Origin of the sequence: Nocardia rhizosphaerihabitans, from assembly GCF_014646295.1 — a bacterium.
Lineage (GTDB): Bacteria > Actinomycetota > Actinomycetes > Mycobacteriales > Mycobacteriaceae > Nocardia > Nocardia rhizosphaerihabitans.
The window spans coordinates 811,677-828,027 of the sequence record NZ_BMNE01000002.1 but is presented as its reverse complement, the minus strand read 5'-3'; the positions used below and the strand labels follow the sequence as shown (position 1 = coordinate 828,027).

General features: G+C 68.1%; 18 protein-coding genes. 10 read left to right on the top strand and 8 right to left on the bottom strand.

What is annotated here, in order from left to right; translation table 11 throughout:
- Positions 1-10: 10 nt before the first annotated feature.
- Positions 11-727, bottom strand: coding sequence for an SDR family oxidoreductase (locus IEY60_RS10320; RefSeq protein WP_189026463.1), 717 nt, complete (start codon positions 725-727; stop codon positions 11-13).
- A 70-nt stretch (positions 728-797) separates the two neighbouring features.
- A complete protein-coding gene (locus IEY60_RS10315) occupies positions 798-1,190 on the bottom strand; it encodes a DUF6463 family protein (RefSeq protein WP_189026461.1) in 393 nt (130 codons plus the stop codon).
- 174 nt (positions 1,191-1,364) lie between these two features.
- Between IEY60_RS10315 and IEY60_RS10310 the strand changes: the two genes are divergently transcribed.
- The 3 genes from IEY60_RS10310 to IEY60_RS10300 all read left to right on the top strand — a co-directional run bounded on the left by IEY60_RS10310 (position 1,365) and on the right by IEY60_RS10300 (position 2,928).
- The gene (locus IEY60_RS10310; RefSeq protein ID WP_189026459.1) at positions 1,365-2,219 is read left to right on the top strand and encodes a helix-turn-helix transcriptional regulator; all 855 of its coding nucleotides are present in this window, start codon (positions 1,365-1,367) and stop codon (positions 2,217-2,219) included.
- A 71-nt stretch (positions 2,220-2,290) separates the two neighbouring features.
- On the top strand, positions 2,291-2,503 hold the full coding sequence (locus tag IEY60_RS10305) for a type II toxin-antitoxin system VapB family antitoxin (RefSeq protein ID WP_189026457.1): 213 nt from the start codon (positions 2,291-2,293) through the stop codon (positions 2,501-2,503).
- Complete coding sequence (locus IEY60_RS10300; RefSeq protein ID WP_268241465.1) at positions 2,500-2,928, top strand: PIN domain-containing protein; 429 nt, start codon at positions 2,500-2,502, stop codon at positions 2,926-2,928. Before IEY60_RS10305 ends, IEY60_RS10300 begins: the two co-directional genes overlap by 4 nt.
- Positions 2,929-2,960: 32 nt before the next feature.
- Here IEY60_RS10300 and IEY60_RS10295 read toward each other — a convergent pair whose 3' ends face one another.
- A complete protein-coding gene (locus tag IEY60_RS10295) occupies positions 2,961-3,575 on the bottom strand; it encodes a hypothetical protein (protein ID WP_189026453.1) in 615 nt (204 codons plus the stop codon).
- Between the two features lie 84 nt (positions 3,576-3,659).
- Here IEY60_RS10295 and IEY60_RS10290 point away from each other — a divergent pair, with 84 nt between their 5' ends.
- The gene (locus tag IEY60_RS10290) at positions 3,660-4,214 is read left to right on the top strand and encodes a TetR/AcrR family transcriptional regulator (protein ID WP_189026451.1); all 555 of its coding nucleotides are present in this window, start codon (positions 3,660-3,662) and stop codon (positions 4,212-4,214) included.
- Between the two features lie 31 nt (positions 4,215-4,245).
- Here the strand turns inward: IEY60_RS10290 and IEY60_RS10285 are convergent, their stop codons facing one another.
- Both IEY60_RS10285 and IEY60_RS10280 read right to left on the bottom strand, forming a co-directional pair.
- Positions 4,246-4,542, bottom strand: a complete 297-nt coding sequence (locus IEY60_RS10285) for a hypothetical protein (protein WP_189026449.1) — start codon at positions 4,540-4,542, stop codon at positions 4,246-4,248.
- Positions 4,543-4,639: 97 nt separating this feature from the next.
- Entirely contained in the window at positions 4,640-5,701 is a 1,062-nt protein-coding gene (locus IEY60_RS10280) for an NAD(P)/FAD-dependent oxidoreductase (protein WP_189026447.1), read from the bottom strand.
- Between the two features lie 82 nt (positions 5,702-5,783).
- Here IEY60_RS10280 and IEY60_RS10275 point away from each other — a divergent pair, with 82 nt between their 5' ends.
- The gene (locus IEY60_RS10275) at positions 5,784-6,368 is read left to right on the top strand and encodes a helix-turn-helix domain-containing protein (RefSeq protein WP_189026445.1); all 585 of its coding nucleotides are present in this window, start codon (positions 5,784-5,786) and stop codon (positions 6,366-6,368) included.
- Positions 6,369-6,398: 30 nt separating this feature from the next.
- Here IEY60_RS10275 and IEY60_RS10270 read toward each other — a convergent pair whose 3' ends face one another.
- On the bottom strand, positions 6,399-7,034 hold the full coding sequence (locus IEY60_RS10270) for a TetR/AcrR family transcriptional regulator (protein WP_189027477.1): 636 nt from the start codon (positions 7,032-7,034) through the stop codon (positions 6,399-6,401).
- 68 nt (positions 7,035-7,102) lie between these two features.
- On the opposite strand from IEY60_RS10270, the gene IEY60_RS10265 reads away from it, so the two are divergent.
- The 4 genes from IEY60_RS10265 (at position 7,103) to IEY60_RS10250 (ending at position 12,341) form a co-directional block, all read left to right on the top strand.
- Positions 7,103-8,644 carry a flavin-containing monooxygenase gene (locus tag IEY60_RS10265; protein WP_189026443.1) on the top strand — a complete coding sequence of 514 codons (1,542 nt, stop codon included), beginning with the start codon at positions 7,103-7,105 and terminating at the stop codon, positions 8,642-8,644.
- A complete protein-coding gene (locus IEY60_RS10260; protein WP_189026441.1) occupies positions 8,641-9,474 on the top strand; it encodes an SDR family NAD(P)-dependent oxidoreductase in 834 nt (277 codons plus the stop codon). Before IEY60_RS10265 ends, IEY60_RS10260 begins: the two co-directional genes overlap by 4 nt.
- Before the next feature lie 24 nt (positions 9,475-9,498).
- Positions 9,499-10,452 (top strand): alpha/beta hydrolase, encoded by a 954-nt coding sequence (locus IEY60_RS10255; protein ID WP_189026439.1) that lies wholly within the window; start codon positions 9,499-9,501, stop codon positions 10,450-10,452.
- Between the two features lie 92 nt (positions 10,453-10,544).
- Positions 10,545-12,341: an AMP-dependent synthetase/ligase gene (locus IEY60_RS10250; protein ID WP_189026436.1), complete on the top strand. Its 1,797-nt coding sequence runs from the start codon at positions 10,545-10,547 to the stop codon at positions 12,339-12,341.
- A gap of 68 nt (positions 12,342-12,409) precedes the next feature.
- Here the strand turns inward: IEY60_RS10250 and IEY60_RS10245 are convergent, their stop codons facing one another.
- Both IEY60_RS10245 and IEY60_RS10240 read right to left on the bottom strand, forming a co-directional pair.
- The gene (locus tag IEY60_RS10245) at positions 12,410-13,894 is read right to left on the bottom strand and encodes a DHA2 family efflux MFS transporter permease subunit (protein ID WP_189026434.1); all 1,485 of its coding nucleotides are present in this window, start codon (positions 13,892-13,894) and stop codon (positions 12,410-12,412) included.
- A gap of 377 nt (positions 13,895-14,271) precedes the next feature.
- Positions 14,272-14,700 carry a hypothetical protein gene (locus IEY60_RS10240; protein WP_189026432.1) on the bottom strand — a complete coding sequence of 143 codons (429 nt, stop codon included), beginning with the start codon at positions 14,698-14,700 and terminating at the stop codon, positions 14,272-14,274.
- 115 nt (positions 14,701-14,815) lie between these two features.
- On the opposite strand from IEY60_RS10240, the gene IEY60_RS10235 reads away from it, so the two are divergent.
- A complete protein-coding gene (locus tag IEY60_RS10235) occupies positions 14,816-16,342 on the top strand; it encodes a molybdopterin-dependent oxidoreductase (protein WP_189026430.1) in 1,527 nt (508 codons plus the stop codon).
- The last annotated feature ends 9 nt before the right edge of the window (positions 16,343-16,351 follow it).

Here is a 16,351-nt window from a genome sequence, read left to right as displayed (position 1 = left end):
ACGCCTGCTCTCACCACGATGTGGCACCCGCGCGGTCGAAGAAGCCGCCACTGGGCCCGTCCCGGTCGACCGTCGCCATGGCCACGATGGCATCGGTGCCCTCGGTGACGGTCTGGAACCCACTGTGCCCGTTGAGGTCCGTGGCGGTGTAGCCGGGATCGACCGCATTGACCTTCATACCGTCGAGTTCACTCGCGTACATGACGGTGAGCATGTTCAGCGCCGCCTTGGTGCTCGGATAGCCGAGAGCCGGTGGCAGCAGGCCCGCCCATTTCGGATCGGTGATGGTGGCGATCGAGCCGATGCCGCTGGAGACCATCACGATCCGCGGATGCTGCGACAGGCGAAGCAGCGGCAGGAAGGCGCCGGTCACCCGGATCGGGCCGAAGACATTGGTCTCGAACACCTCGCGCAGGTCGTCGGGCCTGGTGTCGCCCGGTGCGGTGCGCGGGCCGCCGATGGCCGCATTGTTGATCAGTACGTCGAGGCGGCCCGCCTCGGCTTTCACCGTGTCCGCGGCGGCGGCGACCGAGTCGTCGGAGGTCACGTCCAGCGCGACGAACCGGACATCGAGCCCGGCCGCGGTGAATTCGGCCGCCGCCGCTTCGCCTCGGGCGGTGTCGCGCGCGGCCAGATACACCCGCCAGCCGGACCCGGCCAGCCTGCGGACCGTTTCCCGGCCCAGTCCCTTGTTGGCCCCGGTGACCAGGGCGATCGTCTTTGTCATGCACTCAGATTCGCGCCCCGACGGGCCGCGCTCCAGTGCCGACGAGGCATAGGACGGGCGATACCAGGGCCTACGACGCCAGAACCGGCGTCCCTTCCTGTGCGCCGGCGACGCGGATGCCGCGCAGCAGCACGATCGCGGCGATCACCACCACCGGCCCCGGCGTCGGTTCGACGATGACGGCACACACCACACCCCAGCCGAGCACCGCCCACCCGAGGAATTCGGGCGGAACAATGCCGCGCCGGTCCATCCACACGATGAGCGAGCCGACGAGCAGCAGCGGCCAGCCGAAACCGGCGGGGTTGGCCCAGAAGCTGTTGGCCGCCGGGGTGTCCTCCCACCAGTGGCCCCACAGCTCGAAGGACAGCCATTCGTCGAAGGAGGACGCGCTGAGCAGCAGTCCGATGGTGAGGTGTCCGCCGCCGATGATCGCGAGCACCACCCCAGCCCACTTGATCATCCGATTCACGCTCTGTCGCTCCATCACGAACCCCTCACATCTATACGGAAGCGTATAAGACGCAGCATACCGGCCATCTATACGGACCCGTATAATTCCAGCGGCATGGTCTGCGCCACAGGCGGTCCGGGTGGGATCCGCGGTACCACCCCGCACCTGAGGACCTGCGGCACCATGGACAACGTGGACAGAGCGGAATTGGCGACGGTCCTGCGCGGCGCGCGGTCCCGGCTCACCCCCGCCGACGCGGGCCTGCCCGCCGGATCGCGCAGGCAGGTGCCCGGTTTGCGGCGCGAGGAGGTGGCGAGCCTGGCCGGGGTGAGTGTCGACTACATCGTGCGCCTGGAGCAGGGACGCGGGCCGAAGCCGTCCGATCAGGTACTCGGCGCGCTGACCAGGGCGCTGCGGCTCACCGATGTCGATCGCGATCTGGTCTATCGGCTGGCCGGGTCCGAACCGCCGCAGGCCGGGCGCATTCCGCTGGTCATCCGGCCGAGCGTGCAGCGGCTGCTGGACCGGCTGGCCGATCTGCCGGTGCTGGTCCTGTCGGCGAAATCCGACATCCTCGCCTGGAATCCGTTGTCGGCGGCGCTGCTCGGTGATTTCTCCGCGATCCCGCCCGCACAACGCAACATCATGTGGCAGCGATTCCTCGGCACCGGCATGGGTCGCGTGGTGATGACACCCGAGGAGGCCGACAGCAACGCCGCCGCCTGCGTCGGCTGCCTGCGCGCGGTCAAGGCCACCTACCCCGACGACCCCGACCTCACCCGGCTGCTCACCGAACTACGCACCGGCAGCGCCGAATTCGAACAGCACTGGCAGGCTGGCCGCTCCAGCGTCATGCACAGCCTCACCAAGACCATCGCCCACCCGCACCTGGGCACCCTCACCCTCGACTGCGACGCCATGCACGTCCCCGACACCGACCAGACCATCATCATCTACTCCGCGCCCCCGAACACCCCCACCGCGACCGCCCTCGACCTCCTCCGCGTCACCGGCCTCGAATCCTTCGGCCCGCAGTAGCCGATCCAGCCGCCGCCATATTACGAATCCTTGATATTATGAATATCGGGGATTCGAAATATGGAGGCATCATGGCGACGACGGTGGAGATCCCGGACGAGCTACTCGCCGAGGCCCTGCGGCTGACCGGCCTGCCGACCAAGAAGGCGGTCATCAATCTCGCCATGTCCGAACTCGTCCAGGGCTATCGCCAGCGTGAAGCCCTGGCGCGACTCAAGCGGATGGATCACAACCCGTTCCTGACCGGCGATGAACTCGCCTCCGATCACGCCGAGGCCCGGTGAGCGCGGCAACCGTCCGTCCGAGGTACCTCCTCGACCACTCGGTCATGTCGCACTATCGGACAAACACCGCGGTCGAACGCGCCATCGACGAGCTCGCCATCACCGGAGCGTTGTGCTCGTCGACGGTCACGATGGACAAGGCGCGATTCAGCGCACGCAACGCCACCGACCTCGGCTATCTCACCGAGCTCTACGGTTCGGTCTTCCATTGGCTACCCGCCGACGACACGGTCGAGGACAACGTCCGCCGCATCCGCACCGCCCTGTGGAAGATCGGAGCAGGCCGCGGCGCACAGACCACCGATGTCCAGATCGCCGCGGTCGCGTTGCGCCATGACGCCACCGTCGTCCACAACGACACCGACTTCCTCACCATCGCTCGCGCGCTCCCCGAATTCCGCCAGCAGCGCATCACACCCAGCTGAATGGACGCACCGGTTCCCGGCACCTGACGGGGTCAGGCTGCGCCGGAGCGTTCACTCGGCGCCGCCGCCCTGATCGCCGCGACCGCCGCGCGCGGATCATCGGCCCAGAAGGCGACGGTGCGGACCGTGTACTCACCCTGCGGGGTGGTGAAGGTCCGCGGCGCGGTCAGGTCCACCCGGACATTCGTGGAGCTGCCGACCTGGACGGCAAGAGTGTCGTTGCCGGTGAGCTGCAACGACTTCGAGCCGTCGTAGGCGCGCAGATCGTTGCGCACAGCGCGGACGGTGTCGAGCGGGATACCGAGTTCGGTGCGGCGCAGGTAGCGGATCCGGAGGCGGTCCGGGGCGAGGACGTGCGGGTACATGTGGTGTGCGGCGAGCATGCCGAACATCCAGAACAATCCCCAGATGCCTAGTGCCAGAGCGGCGAACCGCACCGACGGCCACGGGATGAGCAGGTGCACCGCGGGGATCTCCACCACGCTCACCACGATGAATGCCCAGATGACGGCCGATTCCGCGCCCGCGTAGCGAATCAGTGTGCCGTCGGCGGTATCGGGCCTGCGGGTGACGGCCCGCGCCAGGCTCACCCAGATGTCGATTTCCAGCCGGACGAAACGGCGTCCGAGCTGCATGATCGGGCGCATGATGCCCTCCTTCGCAATACAACTGCATTGTAAAGAGCGCGAGGCCGGTATGGCAATACAACTGCATCATGAAAAGATGGGCGGATGCCGAAACGGGTGGACCACGACTCACGCCGGGCGACGATCAGCGAGGCGGTGCTGCGATTGCTCGCGCGCGACGGCCTCGAGGCGATCAGCCTGCGCCATGTCGCCGCCGAGGCAGGCGTCTCCCCCGGCCAGGTGCAGCACTATTTCCCCAGCAAGGACGCGATGATGGAGTTCGCGGCGAGCGCCATCGCCGACCGGATCGCAGCCCGCATCTCCGCCGCGGGCCCCGACCCCGACCTGCACCACATCCTGACCGCGTTACTCCCCACCGACCCCGACTCGGCCTCCGACACCCGCACGCTGATCGGCTACCTCGCCTTCGCCACGGTCCGCCCCCAGGTCGCCGAAACCCTGGCTACCAACGGCCGCGCCTTCCGCGACCACATCGCGGGCATGCTCCCCGACCACCCCGACCCGGTGACCGCGGCCGACACTCTGCTGGCCCTCCTCGACGGGCTGGCCCTGCACGTCGCTCTCGGCCAACTCCCCGCCGAAGCCGCCCACACTCTGCTGACCACCGCGATCGACGAAGCCCTGGCCCGAACACGCTGAGCAGGAACAGGATTCACCGGCGCGGACCGACCTACGCCGAACCCTTCAGATCCCCCGCCCAGGTCGGATCGTCGACCTCCAGGACTTCTGGATGCCGCAGGGCTCGCCTGATGTCTTCGCCGGAATCGCCGGCCTCGGGAACTTGGAATCGACCGACGAGGAGCATCCGGCTTCCGATGGCTCGAAGGTGAACGGGAATGGTTTCGGTGGGGATGTCCCAAGCAGTACCGAACTCGCCGTGTGCCTGCCCGAGAACAACTTTGGTGAATCCACCGTTCAGGTGCATGGTGACGACAGCGAGCTCTCGAAACGGTCGTCCATCCTTCACGAGCGCCCTCCTCAGCCAGTTCGCCCCTTACGCACCTATGTTCAGCCTCGCATGCCGGGCGTCCTCGGCGCCCGGCGAACGGGCGCCGAGGACATGGTCAGGCGGAGACGCCGGCGCCCTGGGCGGTCCGGAGTGCGGCGACCGCGCGCCCGGTATCAGCCATGACGAGTTCCGCGTTGAGCTGCGCACCGGCCATCGCTCCCGCCGCCGCGGCCGCGCCGACCTGGGCCGACGGGTCGGTGGCATTGCCGGCGATCCAGACGCCGGGGACCGCGGTGCGGCCGACCGGGTCGGCGGGGATGTGGTCGCCCATGCCGGACGGGTGCGGTTCCGGGGTCAGGCCGAGGTCGGTGAGGAAGGTGGCGCGGGTGTTCATGCGCGGGGCAACGACGAGGGCGTCGCGGTCGACGACCGTGCCGTCGGCCAGGCGGACGCCGGTGAGCTTGTCGGTCGCCAATACTTCGACAACCTCGCCGTCGACGATCCGAATGCCCCGGGCGGCAAGCTTTTCCGCGTCCTCGGTGCTCAGCGGGGCGGACGTGTGGGTCAGGAACACGATGTCGTCGCTCAGCTGACCGAACAGCAGGGCCTGGTGCACCGACATCGGGCCGGTCGCCAGGATCCCGATGCGCTGGTCGCGCACCTCCCAGCCGTGGCAGTAGGGGCAGTGCAGGACCTCGTTGCCCCAGCGTTCGCGCAGGCCGGCGACCTCGGGCAGTTCGTCGGCGAGGCCGGTCGCGACGAGAATCCGGCGCGCCGCCACCGCGCGTCCGTCGGCCAGTGTCACCAGGAATTCGGGACCTGCGCCGCCGGGGATCCCTACCGCCGACGACGTCTCGGTTTCGGTGACTGTCGCCGAATCATCCACGCTCGCTGGCGATTCCACACCCGATCTGCGCTCGACCGCGACCACCTGACCGGACACCACATGCCCGCCGTAACCGCGCACCTCGGCGCGACCCCGCTCGAGCAGTTCCAGCGGCGGCATCCCTTCCCGCGCCAGCAAACCGTGCACACCGTCGGCCGGTGCGTTGCGCGGCGACCCGCCGTCGATCACGGCGACCGAGCGCCGCGAGCGGGCCAGCATGAGCGCCCCGTTCAGCCCGGCCGCACCGCCGCCGAGGACCACCACGTCGTAGGTGTCGTTCAACTCTGTCATCTGAAGCCTCCTTCGGCGACCACCGTGCATCTACACCCGCACACGTGGCAATATTTCTTGCTGACATGGCAAACTGGTAACCATGGACGACCTCGAAGAGACCCTGGGATCGGTCGGCCCCCGGCTCCGCTCCCTGCGCAAACAGCGCCGGACCACCCTGGCCGATCTGTCGGCCGAGACCGGCATCTCGGTCAGCACCCTGTCGCGCCTGGAATCCGGCGACCGCAAACCCACCCTCGAACTACTGCTCCCCTTGGCCAAGGCACACGGCGTGACCCTCGACGAACTCGTCGACGCCCCACCCACCGGCGACCCACGCATCCACATGCGCCCGATCACCCGCCACGGCATGACGATGCTACCGCTGACCAAACGCGCGGGCGGCATCCAAGCCTTCAAGATGATCATCGCCCCCAACGCCCGCAACCGCCCCGACGAACCCCAGGTCCACGAGGGCTACGAATGGCTCTACGTCCTCAACGGCCGCCTGCGCCTGATCCTCGGCGACAACGACATCGTCCTCACCCCCGGCGAAGCCGCCGAATTCGACACCCACATCCCCCACTGGTTCGGTGCCGCCGACGACCACCCCGTCGAATTCCTCAGCCTCTTCGGCAAACAGGGCGAACGAGCCCACTTCCGAGCCCGCCCCAAGAACTCCGACTGATCGCGGTCGACAGAACCGAACAGCGGCGGCTCAGCTCTGCAACGCGGCGATCAGCGCGGGGCTGAGAGCCAGTGCGGGAAGCGATTCGACCAGCAGGTCGACCAATTGCTCACGGGTGATGGGCTTTTCGGCCATCCAGGTGATAATCGTTTCCTCGACGAAGGCGATCCAGCCGCGGATGGCCAGGGTCAGGCGGGCCAGGTCGGGGTCGTCGGGAGGCAAGGGGAGTTCGGAGACGATGAGATCGGCGATGGCGGCGCGGGTTTCGTTGACGTAGCTGACCATGTCGGGGGTGACACTGGCGGGGCCGCGCAGCACGGAGCGATAGGACGCCGAGTGCTCGGTCGCGTAGTCGACGAAACGCTCGATCGAGTCGCGCAGCATGTCGAACAACGACAGGTCACGGTTGGGCATGACAGCCGTGTAGAACTCGGCGCTCACGTGCCGGGCGATCGCCTCGTGGAACTCCTGCTTGGAGGCGAAGTAGTGGAACAGCAACCCACGCGAGATGCCCGCCTGTTTGGCGATGTCGTCGACCGAGATGTCCTCCAGCGGGCGCTCGGCCAGCATCTCGGCGCCGAGGGTGATCAGCTGCAACCGGCGCTCCTCTGGGCTGAGCCGGACGCGCTTGGTCTCTCCCGTACTCCTGATACTCACATCGACCATCCTAGCCACTACTGAACTCTGCTCAATAGCTGTTGACTCCGGCTCAATAGGAACGTAAGCTGCCTTACATGAGTCGCAAGGTTACAGACAAAGTCGTCGGCAACCGCGCCGCCCGCCATGTCAAGACGATCATCGTCGGCAGCGGGTTCGCGGGCCTCGGTATGGCCATCCGGCTGCATCAGCAGGGTCGCGATGACTTCCTCGTTCTCGAGCGCGGCAGCGATGTCGGCGGCACCTGGCGGGACAACACCTACCCCGGTGCCGCCTGCGACGTGCCCTCGCACCTGTACTCGTACTCGTTCGCGCTGAACCCGGATTGGTCGCGCTCGTTCTCCAAGCAGGGCGAGATCCAGGCTTACATCCGCAAGGTCGCCGAGCAGAACGACGTCCTCGACAAGCACCTGTTCGACTGCGACGTGCTCGGTATGCGCTGGAACGCCGAGACCGCCCGCTGGGACATCACCACCAGCAAGGGCGACTTCACCGCCGAGACCGTGGTCTCCGCGGTCGGCGCCCTGTGCGAGCCGTCGCTGCCCGACATCAAGGGCATCAACGAGTTCGAAGGCGAGATCTTCCACTCGGCCCGCTGGGACCACGACGTCGAGCTCGCAGGCAAGCGGGTCGCCGTGATCGGCACCGGCGCCTCGGCCATCCAGATCGTGCCCGCCATCGCGAGCAAGGTCGCCCACCTCGACCTGTACCAGCGCACCGCGCCGTGGCTGCTGCCGCGCATGGACCGCCCGTACTTCCTGCCGGAACGCCTGGCGTTCAAGTACATTCCGGGCGTGCAGCGACTGTCCCGCGCGGCCATCTACGCGGCCCGCGAGACCCAGGTCGTCGGCCTGGCCAAGTACCCCGCGCTGATGAAGATCTTCGAGACCATCTCCCGCGGCAAGCTGCTGGCCGAGGTCCGCGACCCGGTCAAGCGCGCCAAGGTCACCCCGAACTACCGCATCGGGTGCAAGCGCATGCTGATCTCCAACGATTACTACCCGGCGATCGACCGCGACAATGTCGAGGTGGTCACCGACGGCATCGCCGAGGTCAAGGCGGGCTCGATCGTCACCAAGGACGGCACCGAGCGCGAGATCGACGCGCTGATCGTGGCCACCGGCTTCCACGTCACCGACTCCCCCGCGTTCGAGACCATCACCGGCCGCGCCGGGCAGACCCTGTCCGAGCAGTTCGACGAGGTCGGCCAGCGCGGCTACAAGGGCGCGGCCATCGAGAACTTCCCGAACATGTTCTTCCTGCTCGGCCCCAACGTCGGCCTCGGCCACACCTCGATGGTGTACATGATCGAATCGCAGATCAACTACGTCGCCGATGCGCTGGCTACCATCGATAGGCAGAACCTGCGCACCGTCGAGGTCCGTCCCGAGGCCGTGCGCGCGTACAACACCGAACTGCAGGCGAAGATGGCCGACAGCGTCTGGATGAACGGCGGCTGCGCCAGCTGGTACCTGGACAAGCACGGCAACAACACCACACTGTGGCCCGATTTCACCTTCCAGTTCCGTAGGCTGACCAAGAATTTCGACGTCGCGGCCTACGACACGACTACTTCGACCGACACCGACACCGAACTGAAAGTGGTGGCAGCACAGTGAGCAATGATGCTTACTTCACGAACAAAGTCTGTGTGATCACGGGCGCCGGGTCCGGCATCGGCCGCGCGCTGGCCGAGAACCTGGCCCGTCGTGGCGCCAAGCTGGCGCTGTCCGACATCGACGCCGAGGGCCTTGCCGAGACCGTGCGCATCGTCGAGGGACTGGGCGCGCAGGTCAAGTCCGACCGGCTCAACGTCGCCGAGCGCGAGTCCTTCCTCGTCTACGCCGACTCGGTGAAGGCGCACTTCGGCGTCGTGCACCAGATCTACAACAACGCCGGTATCGCCTACCACGGTGATGTCATCAAGACCGAGTTCAAAGACATCGAACGCATCATGGATGTCGACTTCTGGGGCGTCGTCAACGGCACCAAGGCGTTCCTGCCGATGCTGATCGAGTCCGGCGACGGCCACGTGATCAACGTGTCCTCGCTGTTCGGCCTGGTCACCGTGCCCGGCCAGGCGGCCTACAACTCGGCCAAGTTCGCGGTCCGCGGCTTCACCGAGGCGCTCTACCAGGAGATGCGGATCTCCAAGGCGCCGGTCAAGGTCACCTGTGTGCATCCCGGCGGCATCAAGACCGCCGTCGCGCGCAACGCCACCTATGCCGAAGGCATGGATGGCGCCGAGGCCGCCTCGCTGTTCGACAAGTACCTGGCGATCCACACGCCGGAGATGGCCGCGCAGACCATCACCGAGGGTGTGCGCAAGGGTCACGCCCGCGTGCTGATCGGCTGGGAGGCCAAGATGCTCGACGTGAGCGTGCGCTTCCTCGCCTCGGGCTACAACCGGATCTCGGCCGTGGTCAACGGCCGCTTCATGCCGCACTGACCCGAGCGGAATTCAGGTAACCCCATGCGCGAGTTCAAGATTCCGCTGCCGATCGCCCGCGTGCTGCTCGACCCGGTCTTCCGGGTCACGCTCAACACCCGGCTGCCGGTGGCGGTGCAGCGCGCTCTGCTCGACGCGGTCTCCCTGATACAGCTGGTGCCCGACGGTTCCGTCGTGCAGCACCTGCAGCTGGGGGGCCGCCCGGCCGAGCGGGTCATCGCGGAGACCGCGATCCCGGGTTCGCGTACCCGGGCGGTCCCGCCGGAGCGTGCCGCGGGCGCGATCCTGTACCTGCACGGCGGCGGTTATGTGGTCGGCTCGCTGACCACGCACCGCTCGCTGGTGGCGCACCTGGCGCAGGAGACCTCGTGCGCGGTCTACGCGCTGGACTACCGGCTCGCGCCCGAACATCCGCTCCCGGCCGGCCTCGACGACGCCGAGGCCGCGTTCCTGGACCTGGTGCACAACGTCGGCTACCGGCCCGACCAGATCTGTCTGGCCGGTGACTCGGCGGGCGGCGGCCTGGCGCTGGCACTGGCCCAGCGGCTGATCGAACGGCACGAGATGACGCCCGCCGCCCTCGGCCTCATCGCACCCTGGGTCGACCCGACCCAGGTGCCTGCCAAAGCCCGCGACCTGGTGATCAACCGGGCGTGGTCGCAAGCCTGCGCCGCCTACTACCTCGGCGACGGCGCCGCAACCGATGCGGGTTACGCCCCGCTCACCGGAAACCTGCTCGGCCTGCCTCCCACCTACGTGCAGGCCGATGTGAGCGAACTGTTGCACGATCAGTGCTGCCAGCTCGTTTCAGCCCTGCGTGGGGCGGGTGTGCACGTCCGCTTCACCGAAACCCGCGGCCTCTGGCACGTCGCGCAACTGCAGGCCGCGCTGGTCACCGAGGCAGCGCTGGCACTCAGCGAACTCGCGGAATTCCTGCGAGAAGCAATTCAGCCGGTATCGATCGACGATTTACGATAAGGCCTGGTGACGGGCAATTCGGGCGGCGATATCGCGACCCGCGCGAACGTGTCGTAGATTACTGGCGAGTAGAACCCACTGGAAGGGCACAGATGCGAGAGTTCGAAGTTCCGGCTTCCTACACCATCCCGGACGATGCGAACAATTCCGACAACGTCTTCCGCTTCGGCAAGGAGACGCCGAACACGGTGTTGTTCAACGTCCCGAACGGCAGCGGCGGCTGGAACGACGTGACGGCGGCGCAGTTCGAGAAGGCCGTCACCGGCGTCGCCAAGGGCCTGATCGCCTCGGGCATCGAGCTGGGCGACCGCGTCGCCATCATGGCGGCCACCCGCTACGAGTGGACGCTGCTGGACTTCGCGATCTGGGCCGCCGGTGGCGTGACCGTCGCGATCTACGACAGCTCGGCCGCCGAGCAGGCCAAGTGGATTCTGCAGGACTCCGAGACCAAGCTGCTGGTCGTCGAGAACGACAAGCACCGCGCCACGATCGACGAGATCGAAGCCGGTTCGCTGCCCGCGCTGGCCGAGACCCTGCAGATCGACAAGGGCGCGGTCGACGAGCTGACCAAGCGCGGCGCCGATCTCGACGACGAGGTCGTGCACACCCGCCGCAAGCAGGTCGGCGCGGCCTCCCCGGCCACCCTGATCTACACCTCGGGCACCACCGGCCGCCCCAAGGGCGTGCAGCTGACCCACGCGAACCTGTGGGCGGAGTCGCGTTCGGGCGGCATCGAGCTGTCCGCCTTCGTCTCCGAGGGCCAGAAGACCCTGCTGTTCCTGCCGCTGGCGCACGTGTTCGCCCGCGCGGTCGCGCTGATCGCCTTCGATTCCAAGGTGACCATCCGGCACAGCTCGGACTGGACCACGCTGGTCGAGCAGTTCGGTGAGTTCAAGCCGGACTTCATCCTCTCGGTGCCGCGTGTGTTCGAGAAGGTGTTCAACTCCGCCAAGCAGAAGGCGCACGACGGCGGCAAGGGCAAGATCTTCGACGCCGCGGCCGAGACCGCCATCGCCTACAGCACCGCGCTCGAGACCAAGGGCGGCCCCGACCTGCTGCTCAAGCTCAAGCACTTCGTCTTCGACAAGCTGGTCTACAGCAAGCTGCGCGCGGCCCTCGGCGGGCAGTGCCTGGCCGCGGTCTCCGGTGGCGGCCCGCTGGGCGCGCGCCTCGGCCACTTCTTCCGTGGCGCAGGCGTGACGATCTACGAGGGCTACGGCCTGACCGAGACCACCGCCGCGTTCACCGTCAACACCCCGCAGTTCATCCGGGTCGGCTCGGTCGGTCGCCCGATCCAGGGCCACGCGGCCAAGATCGCCGAGGACGGCGAGCTGCTGCTCAAGGGTTCGGTCGTGTTCAACGGCTACTGGGGCAACGCCGAGGCCACCGAGGAAGCGTTCGAGGACGGCTGGTTCAAGACCGGCGACCTCGGCGCCATCGACGCCGACGGCTTCGTCACCATCACCGGCCGCAAGAAGGAAATCCTGGTCACCGCGGGCGGCAAGAACGTCTCCCCCGCCGTGCTCGAGGACTCCCTGCGCGCGCACCCGCTGATCAGCCAGGTCATGGTCGTCGGTGACGGTCAGCCGTTCATCGGCGCGCTGATCACCCTGGACCCGGAAGCGCTGCCGGGCTGGAAGGACCGCAACGGCGTCGCCGCCGACACCGCGATCGAGACCCTGATCGAGAACCCGGCGCTGGTCGCCGAGGTGCAGGCCGCGGTCGACGAGACCAACAAGAAGGTCTCCAAGGCCGAAGCGATCAAGAAGATCCGCATCCTCCCGGTCGACTGGACCCAGGAGGGTGGCGAGCTCACCCCGAAGATGTCGCTCAAGCGCGCCGTCGTCATGAAGCAGTACGCGGGCGAGGTCGACAAGATCTACTCGTGATCGGGTAATCAGTACCGCCGAAACGGCCGGTTGCCTTCCAGGGCGACCGGCCGTTTCGCGTTCCCGGATCACAGCGAGACGAGTTCGGCATCCCGGTCGAGCACGGTGGCCGGCGCGGGCAGTAGCTCCGGGCGGTTGCGCACGAACAGCATCGAGGCGATCACCCCGGCCAGCAGGGCGAGACCGGGCAGGTACATCGACTCGCTCATCGCGGCACTGAACGCAGCCCGCAGCGCGGGCGGCACGGTGCCGGTCACCGCGCCGTGCACCTCGGTCTCGCCGTCGAAACCGTGCGCCGACAGCCGCGCCGCGATCAGGGCGGCGATGGCCGCGCTGCCGAGTACCGCGCCCAGCTGGCGGGTGGTGCTGTAGACACCGGACCCGGCACCGGACTGATGCGCGGGCAGATTCCGGGTGGCGATGGCGGGCAGCGGCGCCCAGATGCAGCCGTTGGCCACCCCGCCGAAGGCCGCGATCACCGCGAAGACCACCAGCGGGGCATCCGGGTCGGCCACCAGCAGCGCCAGTCCGCCGATGACGCTCGCCAGCAGCGCGAAACCGGCGCCGGGCAGGACGGCCGGGTGCAGCCGCGCGGCGAAGCGGCCTGCCGGCGGCGCGCAGACCACGGTGCCCAGCGCCATCGGCGCGAGGACCAGCGCCGCCGCGGTCGGCGAGAGCCCGCGCACCCCCTGGAAATAGAAGTAGGCGGGCACCATCGCCGCGTTGAATCCGACGCCCATCGCCGCGACGGCCAGGCTCGACAACGCGAAATTGCGATCCCGGAACAGACTCAGCGGCACCAGCGGCTCACCGTCGGCCTGCGCCTGGTGGATGACGAACACGACCATCGTCACCAGTCCGCCGCCGATGAGCAGCCACACCTGGGCGGACCAGTGCTGATGCTCGCCCTCCTGGATGCCGTACACCAGCAGGAACAGGCCGATGCCGCTGAACAGCACCCCGACCAGGTCGAAGCGGTGCATGCCGGTCGGCAGGACGGGCAGCAGCCAGGCGCCGAGCGCCAGCGCGAGGATGCCGACGGGGATGTTCAGGAAGAAGATCCACTGCCAGCCGAAGCTGTCGACCAGGACTCCGCCGAGCAGCGGGCCGACCAGGGTCGCCAGCCCGGCCGCGCCGCCCCAGACGCCCATCGCCGCACCACGCTGATCGGCCGGGAAGATGCGAGCGATCACCGCCATCGTCTGCGGGACGAGCAGCGCGGCGCCGATGCCCTGGACGCCGCGCGCCACGATCAGCATGTCGACGGTGCCGGACAGGCCACACCACAGCGAGGCCAGCGTGAACACGGTCAGGCCGGCGAGATACAGGTACTTGGGTCCGACCCGGTCGCCGAGCCGGCCTGCGGCGAGCAGCGGGACCGCGAAGCCGAGCAGATAGGCGCTGGTGACCCAGATGACCTCGGTGACGTCGGCGTCCAGGTCGCTCATGATGGCCGGGTTGGCGACCGCGGCGATGGTCATGTCCATCAGGATCATGAAATAGCCGACGATCAGCGCGGCCAGCGCCCACCACGGATTACGTTGGGACGTCACGGTTTCGGTTCCTCTGCTCAGCGCCCGGGGAGATCCGGATACGCGGCGAAGGTTCCGCAGGAGAGTGAATTCCGGGTGATCCGGAACCGACGGCCGCGTGGCGCGAACCTCACCGCGGGTACGGCCGCGAGCCGGGTGGTGACCCGAGTCACCGATCCGCCCGGTCCCCATACCGGCACCGCGATTCGTCACCAGCGGTGAGAAAAGAATGAACAGAAGAAACCGACCGGTCGCCGGTATTTTGATGCCGCCGACGGATCGCGGTGATCCGCGCCTCCCGGTCGACGGTTCACCCAGAACGACGAATCATCTTCTCGTGCAACATACTTCGCCGTCACCGCCCAGACACCGGAGTACGGGCGACCCGCCGGCTCGGATCAGGCGGGAATGGCCGTCGAGCGCTCGCGCAGGACCCGCAGACCAGCGAAGGCGATGGCGAGGTCGGCGGTGATCTCGAACAGGGCCGCGAACCAGGAGAAGCCGGTGACGCGATTCTCGGGCGGGGCGGCGATGAAGCTGTCGCTCAGCGGGCCGAACCAGTCGGGCAGCAGGTGGACGACGGTGAAGCCGATCGCGCTCGCGAAACCGATCAGGACAGCGGCCCGCGGCGCTGCCGGGTGCCTGCGGAACACCAGGAACACGGTGAACAGCGCGAACAGCAGTTGCAGGGAGCCGAGGGCGTTCACCAACGCCGACGTGACATCCATTCCGCGCCGTAGGTGGTCGGCGCCGTGGACGAGCAGGGCGACGGCGAAGACGGCCGTCGCGATGCACAGGGTGGTCTCGGGGGAAATCGTCTCGGGCATGGGTTCTCCTGCCGCAGGGATCAGCTCTACTACGCAGTGTAGTTTTCAGGGCTGTCCTTCCGCAGGCGTTCGGCCGTCACGAATCGGTCACCGCGGGCGGAAGTAGGCTCGCCCCATGGCGTTGTTGCGGGTGGTGGCCGGGATCGTGGCTGCCGCACTGGTCCTCGGTGTGGCCGAACTGGTGGCGGTGTTCACCGGTGCGAGCAGTGCGCCCGCGTACGCGCTCGGGGCTACCGTCGTCGATCACACGCCGGACGGGATCCGGGAATGGGCGATCCAGACCTTCGGGACGAACGACAAGGCCGTGTTGTTCGTGTGCATGGGCGTGGTGGCGGTGGTGATCGCTGGTCTGGCCGGGGCGCTCGAGCGCGTCAGCAGGCCGATCGGGTCGATCACCTTCGGCGTCTTCGGGGTGCTCGCGGCCGTCGTCGGGGCGGGCCGGGTCGGTGGATTCAGTGGGGCGCTGCCCGCGCTGATCGGTACCGCCGCGGGGATTCTCGCGTTGCGCGGGTTGACCCGGCGGATCGACGCCGACCAGTCCGATGCCGGTGAGGACGAAACCGGCCAGGCGAGCACGGGGCGGCGACGGGTGCTCGGCGGGATCGCGGCCGCCGGCGTGTTCGCCGTCGGCGCCGGGCTGGCCGGGCGCCTGCTGGGCGGGGCGCGCACCGATGTGTCGACCGAGCGGGCGACCGTCGAACTGCCGGGGCCCGCGACCCCACTGCCCGGCCTGCCGCCGGACGCCGATCTGCGGGTTCCCGGCCTGACCCCCTATCTCACCTCGAACAGCGAGTTCTACCGGATCGACACCGCGCTGATCGTTCCCCAGGTGTCCACAGACTCGTGGTCGCTGCGCATCCACGGCATGGTCGACCGCGAAATCACCCTCAGCTGGGACGATCTCGCGCGCCGCACGCCGGTCGAAAAGCTGGTGACGCTGGCCTGCGTGTCCAACCCGATCAACGGCGACCTGATCGGCAATGCCCGCTGGCTCGGCTACCGGCTCGACGAACTGCTCGCCGAGGCGGGCCCCCTGCCCGACGCCGACATGGTGCTCTCGACCAGCAAAGACGGCTGGACCGCGGGCACACCACTGGCGGCCCTCACCGACGGCCGCGACGCGCTGCTGGCGATCGGCATGAACGGCGAACCGCTTCCACTCCAGCACGGCTATCCGGCACGGCTGGTGGTGCCCGGCCTGTACGGCTATGTCTCGGCCACGAAATGGGTCACCGAACTCGAGGTCACCCGCTTCGACAAGGCCACCGCCTACTGGACCCGCCGCGGCTGGTCGGCGCAGGGCCCGATCAAAACCGGCACCCGCATCGACACCCCACGCGGCCGCGGCCGAATTCCCCAGGGCCGCACCACGATCGCCGGTGTCGCGTGGGCCCAGCACCGCGGCGTCACCGCCGTCGAAGTCCAGATCGACAACGGCGACTGGCAACCCGCCCGCCTGTCCACCGAGGTCTCCATCGACACCTGGCGCCAGTGGGTCTACGACTGGGACGCCACCCCCGGCCAGCACACCATCCGCGCCCGCACCACCGACAGCACCGGCACCCCACAGACAGCGCTCCAGCAGGACGTCATCCCCGACGGCGCCACCGGCTACCCCACCCTGACCATCCAGGTCGCCTGACCCCGGCTT

Coding starts and splice junctions, on each gene's coding strand:
- IEY60_RS10320 (WP_189026463.1), bottom strand. CDS start 727: ATGACAAAGACGATCGCCCTGGTCACCGGGGCCAACAAGGGACTGGGC.
- IEY60_RS10315 (WP_189026461.1), bottom strand. CDS start 1,190: ATGATCAAGTGGGCTGGGGTGGTGCTCGCGATCATCGGCGGCGGACAC.
- IEY60_RS10310 (WP_189026459.1), top strand. CDS start 1,365: ATGGACAACGTGGACAGAGCGGAATTGGCGACGGTCCTGCGCGGCGCG.
- IEY60_RS10305 (WP_189026457.1), top strand. CDS start 2,291: ATGGCGACGACGGTGGAGATCCCGGACGAGCTACTCGCCGAGGCCCTG.
- IEY60_RS10295 (WP_189026453.1), bottom strand. CDS start 3,575: ATGCGCCCGATCATGCAGCTCGGACGCCGTTTCGTCCGGCTGGAAATC.
- IEY60_RS10290 (WP_189026451.1), top strand. CDS start 3,660: ATGCCGAAACGGGTGGACCACGACTCACGCCGGGCGACGATCAGCGAG.
- IEY60_RS10280 (WP_189026447.1), bottom strand. CDS start 5,701: ATGACAGAGTTGAACGACACCTACGACGTGGTGGTCCTCGGCGGCGGT.
- IEY60_RS10275 (WP_189026445.1), top strand. CDS start 5,784: ATGGACGACCTCGAAGAGACCCTGGGATCGGTCGGCCCCCGGCTCCGC.
- IEY60_RS10270 (WP_189027477.1), bottom strand. CDS start 7,034: ATGGTCGATGTGAGTATCAGGAGTACGGGAGAGACCAAGCGCGTCCGG.
- IEY60_RS10265 (WP_189026443.1), top strand. CDS start 7,103: ATGAGTCGCAAGGTTACAGACAAAGTCGTCGGCAACCGCGCCGCCCGC.
- IEY60_RS10255 (WP_189026439.1), top strand. CDS start 9,499: ATGCGCGAGTTCAAGATTCCGCTGCCGATCGCCCGCGTGCTGCTCGAC.
- IEY60_RS10250 (WP_189026436.1), top strand. CDS start 10,545: ATGCGAGAGTTCGAAGTTCCGGCTTCCTACACCATCCCGGACGATGCG.
- IEY60_RS10240 (WP_189026432.1), bottom strand. CDS start 14,700: ATGCCCGAGACGATTTCCCCCGAGACCACCCTGTGCATCGCGACGGCC.
- IEY60_RS10235 (WP_189026430.1), top strand. CDS start 14,816: ATGGCGTTGTTGCGGGTGGTGGCCGGGATCGTGGCTGCCGCACTGGTC.